Source organism: Aequoribacter fuscus (assembly GCF_009910365.1).
In the GTDB taxonomy this organism is placed as follows: domain Bacteria; phylum Pseudomonadota; class Gammaproteobacteria; order Pseudomonadales; family Halieaceae; genus Aequoribacter; species Aequoribacter fuscus.
Map to the genome: position 1 here is coordinate 1689712 of NZ_CP036423.1, position 12732 is coordinate 1702443.

At 52.9% G+C, this 12732-nt stretch carries 15 protein-coding genes; 1 reads left to right on the forward strand and 14 read right to left on the reverse strand.

The window, feature by feature from the left end:
- Positions 1-12: 12 nt before the first annotated feature.
- Positions 13-648 carry a molybdenum cofactor guanylyltransferase MobA gene (gene mobA, locus EYZ66_RS07610; RefSeq protein ID WP_050793364.1) on the forward strand — a complete coding sequence of 212 codons (636 nt, stop codon included), beginning with the start codon at positions 13-15 and terminating at the stop codon, positions 646-648.
- Here the strand turns inward: mobA and EYZ66_RS07615 are convergent, their stop codons facing one another.
- The 14 genes from EYZ66_RS07615 to lepA all read right to left on the reverse strand — a co-directional run bounded on the left by EYZ66_RS07615 (position 649) and on the right by lepA (position 12657).
- Complete coding sequence (locus EYZ66_RS07615) at positions 649-1128, reverse strand: molybdenum cofactor biosynthesis protein MoaE (protein ID WP_009574833.1); 480 nt, start codon at positions 1126-1128, stop codon at positions 649-651.
- Positions 1129-1130: 2 nt separating this feature from the next.
- Entirely contained in the window at positions 1131-1388 is a 258-nt protein-coding gene (locus EYZ66_RS07620; RefSeq protein ID WP_009574834.1) for a MoaD/ThiS family protein, read from the reverse strand.
- Complete coding sequence (gene moaC, locus EYZ66_RS07625) at positions 1381-1842, reverse strand: cyclic pyranopterin monophosphate synthase MoaC (RefSeq protein WP_009574835.1); 462 nt, start codon at positions 1840-1842, stop codon at positions 1381-1383. The genes EYZ66_RS07620 and moaC overlap by 8 nt, the downstream gene beginning before the upstream one ends.
- A gap of 13 nt (positions 1843-1855) precedes the next feature.
- A complete protein-coding gene (locus EYZ66_RS07630) occupies positions 1856-2590 on the reverse strand; it encodes a HesA/MoeB/ThiF family protein (protein WP_009574836.1) in 735 nt (244 codons plus the stop codon).
- Positions 2591-2604: 14 nt separating this feature from the next.
- On the reverse strand, positions 2605-3252 hold the full coding sequence (gene adk / locus EYZ66_RS07635) for an adenylate kinase (protein WP_009574837.1): 648 nt from the start codon (positions 3250-3252) through the stop codon (positions 2605-2607).
- 128 nt (positions 3253-3380) lie between these two features.
- Positions 3381-4214 (reverse strand): nucleoside triphosphate pyrophosphohydrolase, encoded by an 834-nt coding sequence (mazG, locus tag EYZ66_RS07640; protein ID WP_009574838.1) that lies wholly within the window; start codon positions 4212-4214, stop codon positions 3381-3383.
- Between the two features lies 1 nt (position 4215).
- Positions 4216-6435: a RelA/SpoT family protein gene (locus tag EYZ66_RS07645; protein WP_009574839.1), complete on the reverse strand. Its 2220-nt coding sequence runs from the start codon at positions 6433-6435 to the stop codon at positions 4216-4218.
- A 5-nt stretch (positions 6436-6440) separates the two neighbouring features.
- On the reverse strand, positions 6441-7334 hold the full coding sequence (gene cysM / locus EYZ66_RS07650) for a cysteine synthase CysM (RefSeq protein WP_009574840.1): 894 nt from the start codon (positions 7332-7334) through the stop codon (positions 6441-6443).
- Positions 7335-7359: 25 nt separating this feature from the next.
- The gene (acpS, locus tag EYZ66_RS07655) at positions 7360-7743 is read right to left on the reverse strand and encodes a holo-ACP synthase (protein ID WP_009574841.1); all 384 of its coding nucleotides are present in this window, start codon (positions 7741-7743) and stop codon (positions 7360-7362) included.
- 15 nt (positions 7744-7758) lie between these two features.
- A complete protein-coding gene (gene recO / locus EYZ66_RS07660; protein WP_009574842.1) occupies positions 7759-8472 on the reverse strand; it encodes a DNA repair protein RecO in 714 nt (237 codons plus the stop codon).
- Positions 8473-8474: 2 nt separating this feature from the next.
- Positions 8475-9377: a GTPase Era gene (gene era, locus EYZ66_RS07665; RefSeq protein WP_009574843.1), complete on the reverse strand. Its 903-nt coding sequence runs from the start codon at positions 9375-9377 to the stop codon at positions 8475-8477.
- The gene (gene rnc, locus EYZ66_RS07670; RefSeq protein ID WP_009574844.1) at positions 9374-10039 is read right to left on the reverse strand and encodes a ribonuclease III; all 666 of its coding nucleotides are present in this window, start codon (positions 10037-10039) and stop codon (positions 9374-9376) included. Before rnc ends, era begins: the two co-directional genes overlap by 4 nt.
- Positions 10040-10050: 11 nt before the next feature.
- Entirely contained in the window at positions 10051-10848 is a 798-nt protein-coding gene (gene lepB / locus EYZ66_RS07675; RefSeq protein ID WP_009574845.1) for a signal peptidase I, read from the reverse strand.
- Positions 10849-10857: 9 nt separating this feature from the next.
- Positions 10858-12657, reverse strand: a complete 1800-nt coding sequence (lepA, locus tag EYZ66_RS07680) for a translation elongation factor 4 (protein WP_009574846.1) — start codon at positions 12655-12657, stop codon at positions 10858-10860.
- Positions 12658-12732 lie beyond the last annotated feature (75 nt).

The window sequence follows — 12732 nt, forward strand, 5'->3', positions numbered from 1 at the left end:
ATCGCATACTCATTGCGTGTAAACGACGATTTGAACACGATTCCCAGTAAAAATACGATCCAAGGCCTTATCCTCGCAGGAGGGCAAAGCCGCCGCTTGGACGGGGTCGACAAAGGCTTGCTTGAACTCAACGGACACCCGCTTGTGCAACATGTCGCTCGAGTACTTGGGCCGCAAACCGTCAGACTCAGCGTTGCGGCCAATCGCTCTCGGAGCGCTTATCAAAAATACGCCACCGAGGTGTTACCCGACGCAATCGGCGGATTTGCCGGACCGCTCGCAGGTTTGGCAACATTCGCGAGCGCTGCTCAGTCAAGCTGGGTGGCGATCGTGGCGTGCGACTTAATTTTTTTACCTGACGACTGGGTGGAACGACTTTTGAGTAGCGCACATACATACAACCAAAACGTCGTTTGTGCCACCGATAAAACATCGGGCAAGCACGCTGTGTGTGCGGTCGCGCGACGAGAATGCTTGGCAACTGCAGCCACCTTACTAAAGACGGGCCGACATCGCTGGGCCGACTGGCTCGCCAGCAATCAGGCGGGTAGCGAGCTATTCGCGAGTAAAGAATTATTCAATATCAACTCACACGACGACGCCAAAAAAGCTGAGGCCCTGCTTTTCAATAAGACTGTAACTTATTGATTACCAAGAACTTGAAGCCTTGGCGTCGCTATCCTTGAAAGCCACCCACTGTGCTTCATCGGCGTTAAGCACTCGCTTCCATAGCATCACTTCGGTCTTTAATTTGTCCATCAAAAACCGGGCTGCCTCGAAGGCTTGTGCACGGTGCTTCGATGTAACCGCGACCACCACGATCTCATCGGCAGGCCGCAAATCGCCGACTCTGTGCTGTACCAGAACGGTCCCCAACCCCCATCGCTCTCGAGCCTGACCAATTACCTCGGCAATCGATGCCTCGGTCAGCTCAGGGTAGTGCTGCAAGCGCAAGATCTGCAAGCGCCCCGAGCTCAAGTGGTTATCAAACTCACGGACCAACCCCACAAAAACAACGACCGCTCCGGGGTCCTCGGCATTGATGGCAGAATTTTTTACCACGCTGTAAGCCAAGCCAACATCAAGCACCTGATCGGTCACGAGGACGTGGTCGTTTGGTTCAATCACGTCTAGCCACCCGTCACGGGAGGCAGTAAAGCGACAATATCGCCGTGTTGAAGCGTGAACGTTTTTGGCTGCACTTTGTTGTTTATCGCCACCTTAAAATAGGGCGAAGCCACAATGTCAGACATTTCGGGTACCCGTGCCACAAACTCAGCCAGAAGCGTCTCGATCGTCGTTTCGGGTACTCTCGAAGACCAGCGGCCACCAAGCTGTACTTCAAAATCGCTTAAGCAGCCAAACAGCACTAAATCGCCCTCAAGCATGCCAATCTCCTGATTTTCCGCCGGATTTAGAGACTAAGCTTACGTCAAACGTAATCCCTTTATCGATTGCCTTACACATATCGTAGACCGTTAAAGCGGCGACAGAGGCGCCGGTCAGGGCCTCCATTTCCACACCCGTTACACCCCGGGTTTTGACCGAGCAAACAATTACGAGCTCGTCACGATCCCAGTCAAAGGTCACGGCGGCCTTCGTCACGGGCAAGGGGTGACATAGCGGAATGAGCTCACTGCATTTTTTTACTGCCTGAATACCCGCGATTCGAGCCGTGCCCAACACATCACCTTTTGGTATGGTTTCGTCACGCAGGGCACTCACCACGGCGTCGGGCAGCTGCAGTCTCGCTCGCGCTTGCGCCTCTCGACTTGTTTCGGGCTTGCCCGAAACATCGACCATGATGGCTTGGCCTTGCTCATCGATGTGAGTAAAACTCATGACTTATCCCAATTTAAATGCCGCATGCGGTGCATCCCTCGCTCTTAGCCACGTACAACTGTAGAGCATTTAAACGCCACGCATCAAGGCACAGCAGCGTTTCTGGCATCTCACCCAACAGTGATCTGAGCGCTTGTGTCGCGCCCAGCAAGGCAAGAGCTCCAACAGCTGGCGCCAATACGCCCAAGGTATGACAGCCGCCAGCAGGATCCGCCGTACTACCGAAATAACACTGCAAGCAAGGCTTGTCGATCTCGTATCCCCTAGCGAAAAATAAGCGCCCTTCCATCGCAACGGCCGCCAAATACAATAATGGGACGCGATGGACAATCGAATACGCATTCAGCACCAAGCCAACACTGGGGGTATCGGTGGCATCAATCATTAAATCAAATGTGCCTTCAGGTAACTCACTGACCTCAGTGAGTCTTAAACATACTGCATCAACAGCGGTATCAGGGTATTGCTGGTTCAATTTGTCGGCGGCAACCAAAGCCTTTTTTTTACCGACATCTCGCTCATCAAATAAAATTTGGCGTGGCAAGTTGTGAAGTTCCACCACATCATGATCGACGATCGTGATGTGACCCACGCCCGAGCTTGCGAGGTACAAAACAAGTGGGCAACCCAACCCACCGGCGCCCACAACCAGCACCCTTGAGTCGAGTAATTTTCGCTGTCCGATGAAATCGAGCTCGGATAGGACCAGTTGTCGACTGTAGCGCAACAACTGGTCGTCTGAGAGCATAGAAGTGTGGCGCCTTAGTTACCTAAAGCCGCGGTAATACGGGCCTTGATGTCTTCCAAAGAGCCTACGCCCTCGACGCGATGATACTTCGGTGCGGCATCACCCGACATCTCCTGATAAAAGCCAACCAAGGGTGCGGTTTGGTCGTGATACACACCCAAGCGGCGTCGAACGGTATCTTCTCGATCATCGTCCCGCTGTACCAAATCATCGCCGGTAACATCATCTTTACCCGCCACCTTTGGTGGATTGTGCTCAACGTGATAGACCCGACCGGAGGCTTCGTGAACGCGGCGTCCGCCTAAGCGCGCAACGATCTCGTCATCTGGCACCGCAATTTCAAGCACGTGATCAATAGTAACACCTGCGCTGACCAGCGCTTCGGCTTGCGGAATGGTTCTTGGGAAACCGTCAAACAAGAAGCCATTCGCACAATCCTCTTGCTGAATGCGCTCTTTCACTAAGCCGATAATAATATCGTCTGAGACCAAAGCCCCGGAATCCATCACCGCCTTTGCCTTCAAACCGAGTTCAGTGCCCGCTTTAACCGCAGCGCGCAGCATATCTCCGGTGGAGATCTGCACAATTCCAAACTGTTCTGTAATGAACTGAGCCTGCGTACCTTTTCCTGCGCCCGGCGCACCCAATAAGATGATTCTCATATCTTTCCTTGTTGTAACTAGCCAAACACCGCTGCTTGACAGCATCCCCCCAAAACGAACGAGCTAAGATACACAGGGCTTTATCCAAGCACAACCCTACTAAAGACTAATATCAAAGCAAAAAGACTTCATGACTTAGATTGCGATCCAAGCTGCCGCTTAGCCTCGCGCCAGATCGCATCGCGCTCTTGCTCTGACATCGCCTCAAGCGCTGTACCCTGCTCACTCGCCAAATCGGTACAAAGCCTCACTCGGGTCTCAAACTTCTGGTTGCTTTGGCGCAATAGTTGCTCGGCATCAAGATCAAGCTTTCTCGCCAAGTTGACGCAGGTAAACAAAAGATCACCAAGCTCGTCCACGACCGCCTCGACCGCAGCGGTACTCAAGGCATCCTCAAACTCGAGGGTTTCATTCTTCAAGGCGACTACGACATCCGTAACACTCGTCCAGTCCAAGCCCAATCGCGTGGCGCGCTTTTGCAATTTTTGAGCGCGACTGAGCGCCGGCAGGCTCAAGGGGACATCGTCCAGCGCGTGTGTTTGCCGACGCGCATTTCGCTCTTGCTGCTTGATGTCTTCCCAGCGCTCTTTGATATCTCGCTCTTGAGCGTGTTCTGCACCTGCCCGTCGCGATGACAGTGTCCCGTCGGGAAAGACGTGAGGATGACGACGAAGTAATTTTGCAACAATACCGTGAATCACATCGTCAAAATCATACAGTTCGCGCTCCTCGGCGAGCTGTGCGTAGAATACCACCTGAAAGAGGACATCACCGAGCTCATCTCGTGCACCAAGATCATCACCGCGCTCTAATGCGTCGACAAGCTCGAAAACCTCTTCGAGGGTGTAAGGGACTATTGTCTGAGCCGTCTGCTTTAGATCCCATGGACAACCGTCATGAGGATCGCGCAAACGTTTCATCAAATAGCGTAAATCCCTCAGGTCATAGCGATCATCAGCCACGTCAGGAGACCTCGTTGACCCGCTCTGCGGAAATGACGTTGGGCAACTGATTCAATTGAACTAGCGTTGAATCAAGCACAGCCAACCCACTGACTTCTAACTCAATGCGCAAATAGGCTAATTGCGTTCGCCGATCGGTCTGGGTATTGACCGAGATCATATTCGCGCCTGCTTGCGACAGCGTCTCTGTCACATCCCGCAAGAGCCCTTTGCGATCATAGGCTCGGATTTCAATAACCACCTCCAGCGCTGTGATCTGCCCCTGCTCCCAGCGCACCTCAACAACCCGATCGGGCGCGATGTCGACGAGCTTGAGCCAGCGACTACAATCCAGACGGTGAACCGAGACACCTCGCGCCCGCGTCACAAAGCCCGCAACTCGATCTCCCTCTTCCGGCTGGCAACAGCCCGCTCGATGAATACGACCTCGAGTGCCGGCCCAACTTTGTAGTTGACCCATACTGGCTACGGTAGGATCTTTTCTCGACTGAGTGTCTGGCATCATCAAACTCTCAGCGACCGCAACGACACCCTGCGCCGCCAGCTCACCCGAACCCACAGCAACGTACATGTCGTCAACAGTGGAGCACTGAACTTTGCGAGCAATCCGTTTATAGTCGAGCGCATTCATGGCTAAGCGTCGAAAGGCTTTTTCCAGCAACGCCCGGCCCGCAGCCAGATTGTCCTCTCGTTTTTGGGCTTTAAACCACTGGATAATCTGTGCCTTTGCACGCGATGTGATTACCCATTTCGCTTCAGGGTTTAGCCACTCGCGCTTCGGTGATGGCTCATCTGCCGTGATGATGTGCACGCGGTCACCGGTATTTAAGGCCTGATTGAGCGGCACTAAACTGCCATTAACGCGGGCGCCTTTGCAGCGATGGCCTATTTGAGTGTGCACGTGATAGGCAAAATCCAACGGCGTAGCGCCTTGCATCAAATTTACAATATCGCCTTTTGGGGTAAACACGAAGACTCGGTCATAGTCGGCGTCAAACTGCAAAGATTCGGCAATACTGCCAGAGGCACCCGCCTCGTCGTGCCAGCGCAAAGCTTGGCGCAGCCACTCGATTTTTTCTTCGTAAACCGAACCGCTGCTGGCTCGATCGCTTTGTTTGTAACGCCAGTGCGCACAGACGCCAAGTTCGGCTTCGTCATGCATCTCGTTGGTACGGACTTGCACCTCTAACACCTTGCCCTCGGGTCCGATTACCGCCGTGTGAAGTGACCGATAACCATTGGGTTTAGGGTTGGCGATGTAGTCGTCAAATTCATTTGGAATCGTGCGCCACAGGCCATGAATCACGCCCAAAGTCGTGTAACAGTCTTTTACGGAGGGGACCAAAATACGTATAGCCCGGACATCGTGCACTTGAGAAAAACCGATACCTTTCCGCTGCATCTTTTTCCAGATGCTAAAAATATGTTTGGCGCGGCCATTGATCTCGCTGTATACGTATGCCTCTTTCAGCGCAGCGTCTACTGTCTGCGACACCCTCCGAATGTAGCGATCTCGTTCAACGCGCTTACCGTCAAGTAACTTAGCGATGCGTTTGTACACCGAAGGCTGCGTGTACCTAAACGCCAGATCCTCAAGCTCCCATTTCAGCTGCCCTATACCTAAGCGATGAGCGAGTGGGACATACAGTCCACTAACCTCGGCAGCTAAACGCTCGCGCCGCTGTTCATCGTTCTTCACCACTCGGATCGCACACGTACGCTCTGCAAGTTTGATTAAGGCGACGCGCACGTCATCGACCATCGCCACGAGCATTTGTCGGAGATTATCGTTTGCAGACTGCGGCTGTCCAAGCACCGAGGCCGCAGTGAAACTCTGTACATCCGCCACATCGGCCATTTTTAACACACCGACCACCAAGGCCTCAACAGATTGCCCAAATTCCCGCCGCACAGACTCAACGCTCAGGCGCTGCTCGCGCACGGCTCGATACAACAAACCTGCACACAGTGCCTGAACATCAACCTTGAGCTCAATAAGAATTAACGCAATATCCAAACTCTCGACGACTAAGTTGGAGGTTTGCGCCCAGTCGTTACAATCTACGCCGACCCGGTGTGAGGCGCTCTGTAAACAGCTTAAAGCCTCTGACACTCTTTCAGCATCAGAAGCTGAATAAAAGTCCGTTAAACGCAACTGCCACGCCGCCAGGTCATAACCCTCGGCTGAATCCATCTGTGGCGATTCGCGTACCCACACCATAAGGCTTAACCTGCAAACACCCCGGTCGACAAGTAACGGTCACCGCGGTCACAAACAATGGCCACGATGACGGCGTTCTCTACTTCACGACTCAAACGCAACGCACCGGCCATCACCCCACCCGAGCTCACACCACAGAAAATACCTTCTTCCTTCGCCATTCTGCGCATCGTTACTTCGGCTTCGTTTTGGTCTATATCGTATATGTGATCAACCGTATCGGGTTTGTAAATGCTGGGTAAATACGCTTCGGGCCACCGACGAATGCCGGGGATGCTCGCCCCATCCGCGGGCTGCAAGCCAATGATCTGGATTTTCGGGTTCACTGATTTAAAAAATCGCGAACATCCCATGATGGTGCCCGTGGTACCCATAGACGCAACAAAATGTGTTATCGTACCTGCCGTCTGATCCCAAATCTCAGGGCCTGTGCCCTGAAAGTGCGCCGCGGGATTATCTGGATTACCAAATTGGTCCAAAACGCGTCCAAGACCCTGAGCCTGCATCGACAGAGCAAGATCTCTGGCTCCCTCCATACCCTCTTCCTGGCTCACTTCAATTAACTCGGCACCATAAGCCGCCATCGCCAACTTGCGTTCTTCACTCATGTGCGACGGCATAATGAGTTTAAGTTTATAGCCCTTAATCGCTGCCGCCATCGCGAGCGCGATACCCGTGTTGCCCGAGGTTGCTTCTATCAAAGTATCACCCGGTTGTATTTCGCCACGAGACTCAGCCGCCTGGATCATGTTAAGTGCCGGCCGATCCTTGACGGAGCCCGCTGGATTATTACCCTCGAGCTTCGCAAGTACCGTATTGCTCGTATTGCCGGGCATGCGCTGCAAGCGCACTAATGGGGTACCACCTATGCAGGACTCTATCGTGGGGTAATTCACCATTTGGGGCTATCTCCTCTCGTCAGTTTTAACATGGCGCACTCAGATGATACACAGCAAACGCAATTGCATACCGCCGTTCGTCACTCAGGGTTATCGAAATCATCGCGTTGGGGGCAAGCAGAGCATGCGCGTCGTCCAACAGCTCGACAGTCGGCTGACCTAAGTCGCTGTTGAGTACCTGTATCGTTTGCCACTGAAGCGCTCCCCGCAACCCCGTCCCAAAACACTTAGACACTGCCTCTTTAGCGGCGAAGCGCTTGGCTAAAAAATTTACGCAATAATCGCGCTCTTGATACGCGTGCCATTCGTGCTCGGTCAAAATGCGCCGCGCGAAACGTTCGGGATGACGCGTTACCGCGGCTGCGATGCGCTCAATATCTACGATGTCAGAGCCTAAACCCAATATCATCACGCTCCACTCCCGCTACTGCTGCTGGGCCTGTTGCTGCCAAAGGAGACGCGATTTAAACGGCGCTTCACCAATGTAAGGCAATAACAATGTTCGACAGAGTTCACGCGCGAACTTGCTCGCCCATGCCTCTGGCTCGTTAATCGCTAAGGCCAACAGCCAACGCCCTGGCGCCGGTTTGCTTGCCGTGTGCTCGAGCGCATCCAACCACCCGGTGTTGTCGACAAAATGATACCACTTATCTGGATCGATAGGCTCGCCATTTGCATCAGTGCTAAGATCCGGCTCCGCACCTAAGGTCTGTAAAATACTCCACTCGAAACGTCTTATTGGCGCCCTTGGCGAGGAGTCTGCCTCTAAGACTTCAAGCAGGCTGGCGTAATCTGCGAACAGCTCGGCGTAAGACTCCTCTTGCTGCAGCACACGCAGCAACAATTCATTGGCGTAGTGGGCCGCATAAAAGCCCTCGCCGAATAGAGTATAAGGCTCGTGCAGTTCCTCCGCGTCTAACAAGGTTTTAAGATCGCCGCGGCCCTGAAATCGCACGACTAGCGGGCGAAACAGCTGAAGACGTTGTGACAGAGAGCCACCGAGGCGCTTGCGTTTGGCTCCCTTAACGACACATGACACCCTTCCGCGCTCCGGTGTGAATAAATCGACTATCTCACTGCTTTCTTGAAAAGGACGTTTACGCAACAAAAACGCTGGCTGCTGTATGCCCATGGCCATAACTAGTCAGCGTCACCAAAGCCTAGGCTTTTCATGGCGCGGGCGTCATCAGACCAGTTTGCTTTGACCTTGACCCAAAGCTTTAATACGACTTTGTGATCAAACAGGCGCTCCATATCCAATCGAGCCTCGGTCCCGATTGACTTCAAGCGACTGCCACCGTCTCCGATCAAGATTTTCTTCTGTCCTTGCCGCTCAACGTAAATCGTAGCGTGAATCTCGGTAAAACGCTCACCCACGTCAAAGCTTTCAATGGCGACCGTCGCAGAATACGGCAGCTCGTCACCCAATTGTCGTGTGATTTTCTCGCGCACGATCTCAGACGCTAAAAATCGAGAGCTTCGAGTCGTGACTTGATCCTCCGGGAATATCGCCTCGCCTACTGGAGATAGCTTGACCAGCGCCTGGACTAAGCGCTGCACATCACTGGGCGTAAACGCCGATACCGGCACAATTTCGTCTGCCCCCGATTTTTGATAAAGCTCCTCTAAATAAGGCAGCAAACGACCTTTGTCGTTAAGCAAATCGACTTTATTGACCACGAGTACTAATTTGGCCGAGTGCCGTTTTACGTGTTTAAAGACTCGCTCGTCATCGGCATTCCAGTGGGTGCGGTCGACGATCATGCAGATAATGTCAGTATCAGCCATCGCCTGAGTTGCCGCATGGTTCATGTACTCATTCAAAGCCTTTTTGTGCTCCGAGTGAATTCCAGGCGTATCGACAAACACCAGTTGAAAGTCTCCCTCGGTGTGGATGCCGAGCAGAGTATGTCGCGTCGTTTGGGGCTTGCGGGAGGTGATACTGATTTTCTGACCCAGTATGTGATTCAGCAGGGTCGATTTACCGACGTTAGGGCGCCCAACTATGGCAACAATCGCCGATTTTTTTATCGATTCCGTCATTGTAGTCTATCCAATATTTGCTGCGCGGAGGTCTGCTCAGCGCGACGCCGACTGCTGGCGCTCGCCGTTTCTTTTAAGCCCTTGCTCGGCACCCGACATTCGACAACGAAGACTTTCTGATGATCTTCGCCACGCGTCGCTACCAAGTGGTATTCAGGCAGCGCTAAACCCCTGCCTTGCAGCCACTCTTGCAAGCTTGTTTTCGCATCTTTACTCGCCGCAAACGAGGTCTCGTCATTTAAGCGATCGCGAAACCAGGCAAACACCACCTGCTTTGCCGTTTCAAAATCGGAGTCCAGCAGTATGGCGGCGGCAACGGCCTCTAAGGCATCAGCCAATATCGACTTGCGCCGATGACCGCCACTTTTGCGCTCGCCCTGTCCAAGCTCTACGAAATCGCCCAGATTTTTTTCTCGAGCGATAGCCGCGAGCGTCTCGCCCTTTACAAGGTAAGCACGCCGCCGGCTCATTTCACCTTCGGGGGCCTTGGGGTAACGTTTAAACAGCGCTTCGGCAACGACATGATTGACCAGAGAATCCCCTAAAAACTCCAATCGCTCGTTATTTTTTGCGCCGACACTGCGATGCGCCAAAGCCAACTCTATGAGACTGAGATCTTTGAACTGATAGCCGATCGCCTGTTGCAAAGCACTCAGCTGCAAAGCTGTGAGCCTCAACGGATGCCACCGACTCGATCAAAGCTCGGCGTACTGAGGACCGACTCCCAATGCATCCAAATTGCAAAGGCTTTACCCACAATGTCTTCCTCGGGGACTTGCCCCCACACGCGACTGTCGCTTGAATTGTCACGATTGTCGCCCATCATGAAATAATGTCCGGGCTTAACCACTTCTTTGAAGTCTCGCACTGGCCGCAAGGGGTCAAATTGCACGTCTCGTGTTTCGCCATTTGGCAAGGTTTCAGACAGTAAGTGATAAGGCCGACCGCGTTCGATCACCACGTCCACGAAATCTAGCGCAAGCGTTTCACCATTGACCGATAGCTGCTTATTTTTATACTCGATCACGTCACCGGGGATACCGATCACCCGTTTTATGAAGTAGGTTTTGTTTTGGTGCGGCGGAAAAAACACCATGACGTCACCACGCTGCGGCTCGCCAATATCAAGTACTTTCGTTCGCGCCACCGGCAACCGCAAACCATAAGTGAACTTATTGACCAGGATGTAATCCCCGACTTGTAAGGTGGGCACCATCGAAGATGACGGGATTTGAAACGGCTCGACGATAAAAGAGCGCAAGATAAATATGACGAACAAAACGGGGAAAAACGACCGTGCGTACTCAACCAAAACAGGCTCTTCTAAAGGCGGAACGTCCAGCGCCGCTCCACTAGAGAACGCTTCATGCCGCTGTCGGCGCCGCGGCGCAAACACCAAGGCATCGGCTAACCAAACGAGCCCACTGACCGAGACCAACACCAACAAAATTAACGGAAAATCGAATGACATGGGGGCCCCTTAATTGTCTACCTGCAATACGGCCAAAAACGCGGCTTGAGGCACCTCGACGCGACCGACTTGTTTCATGCGCTTTTTACCCGCCTTTTGCTTCTCAAGCAGCTTGCGCTTGCGGGTCGCATCGCCACCGTAACACTTTGCTGTGACGTTTTTGCGCAAAGCTTTGACTGTTTGCCGCGCTACGACTTTACCACCCACCGCCGCCTGAATCGCGACATCGAACATCTGCCGAGGAATCAGATCTTTCATTTTCTCGGTTAGGGCTCTGCCGCGTGACATCACGTGATCTCGATGCACGATGACAGCGAGAGCATCGACCCGTTCGCCGTTGATCAGCACGTCCAAACGTTGCAGATTTGCCGGCTCAAACCGTTCAAAACTGTAATCTAACGAGGCGTAACCTCGAGAGACTGACTTCAAACGATCAAAGAAATCTAAGACCACCTCTGACATCGGCAAGTCAAACGTGAGCGACACTTGGGAACCCAAGAACTGCATGTCTTTCTGTACACCTCGTTTGTCTATGCAAAGGGTAATGACATTGCCTAAATAGTCTTGAGGCACCAAAATATGCGCCCGAGCAATAGGCTCGCGAATCTCCTGAATCAACCCAGGATCTGGCAGGGCACTCGGGTTATCGACATTAATGATTTCACCGTCTTTCTTCTCAACTTCATAAACGACCGTTGGCGCAGTGGTGATGAGATCTAAATCGTATTCACGCTCAAGCCGCTCTTGGATAATTTCCATGTGCAGCATGCCCAGAAAACCGCAACGGAAGCCAAAGCCAAGCGCATCAGACGTTTCAGGCTCATAAAACAACGACGCGTCGTTTAAGGTGAGCTTGCCGAGCGCGTCACGGAAATCCTCGTAGTCATCGGTAGAGACTGTAAAGATACCCGCATACACTTGCGGTTTGATACGCTGAAACCCTGGCAAAGGTGGCGTCTCTGGGTACTGAGAACTGATCAAGGTGTCCCCCACCGGGGCCCCCAGAATGTCTTTAATGCCAGCGATCATGAACCCCACTTCGCCGGCTCGCAAAGACGCCGTCTCTGTGCGCTTTGGTGTAAAAATACCCACGCTGTCGACTTGGTGCGTTTTGCCATTCGAGCGAGTAACCACCCTGTCTCGTTTCTTTAAGGTGCCCTGCACGACGCGCACGAGCGATACGACCCCCAGATAGTTGTCGAACCAAGAGTCGATGATCAGCGCCTGCAACGGTGCGTCGTAATCGCCTTGAGGAGGCGGAATCATGTGCACAATTTCTTCCAGCACCTGATCCATGCCAAAGCCAGTCTTCGCGCTGCAGGGCACCGCGTTGGTTGCGTCGATACCAATAATCTCCTCAATCTCGACCTTTACTTTTTCAGGCTCTGCTTGTGGCAGGTCCATTTTATTGAGGATCGGAACGACTTCTAGACCCTGCTCGATGGCTTTGTAACAGTTGGCCACCGACTGGGCTTCTACACCTTGCCCGGCATCGACCACGAGTAAAGCACCTTCGCATGCCGATAGCGAGCGCGACACCTCGTAACTGAAGTCAACGTGGCCGGGGGTATCGATAAAATTAAGCTGATACGTCCTGCCATCTTGCGCCTGGTAATTCAGGGTGACACTTTGCGATTTGATCGTGATACCACGCTCTCGCTCGATGTCCATCGAATCAAGAACCTGCTCGGCCATTTCACGCTCGCTCAAGCCTCCGCAAATCTGAATCAAACGATCAGCAAGCGTTGATTTACCATGGTCAATGTGGGCAATAATCGAAAAATTGCGGATATGTGTTAGATCGCTCAAGCAGTGTTCTCGCTGGTGAATTAAAGGCAGTGGACGCGCGGGGGCAATTGTAGCCTAAGCACGCCCCCCTCGCCA

Coding starts and splice junctions, on each gene's coding strand:
- EYZ66_RS07620 (WP_009574834.1), bottom strand. CDS start 1,388: ATGCTTGAGGGCGATTTAGTGCTGTTTGGCTGCTTAAGCGATTTTGAA.
- moaC (WP_009574835.1), bottom strand. CDS start 1,842: ATGAGTTTTACTCACATCGATGAGCAAGGCCAAGCCATCATGGTCGAT.
- acpS (WP_009574841.1), bottom strand. CDS start 7,743: ATGATATTGGGTTTAGGCTCTGACATCGTAGATATTGAGCGCATCGCA.
- EYZ66_RS07630 (WP_009574836.1), bottom strand. CDS start 2,590: ATGCTCTCAGACGACCAGTTGTTGCGCTACAGTCGACAACTGGTCCTA.
- era (WP_009574843.1), bottom strand. CDS start 9,377: ATGACGGAATCGATAAAAAAATCGGCGATTGTTGCCATAGTTGGGCGC.
- EYZ66_RS07645 (WP_009574839.1), bottom strand. CDS start 6,435: ATGGTGTGGGTACGCGAATCGCCACAGATGGATTCAGCCGAGGGTTAT.
- lepB (WP_009574845.1), bottom strand. CDS start 10,848: ATGTCATTCGATTTTCCGTTAATTTTGTTGGTGTTGGTCTCGGTCAGT.
- recO (WP_009574842.1), bottom strand. CDS start 8,472: ATGGCCATGGGCATACAGCAGCCAGCGTTTTTGTTGCGTAAACGTCCT.
- cysM (WP_009574840.1), bottom strand. CDS start 7,334: ATGGTGAATTACCCCACGATAGAGTCCTGCATAGGTGGTACCCCATTA.
- adk (WP_009574837.1), bottom strand. CDS start 3,252: ATGAGAATCATCTTATTGGGTGCGCCGGGCGCAGGAAAAGGTACGCAG.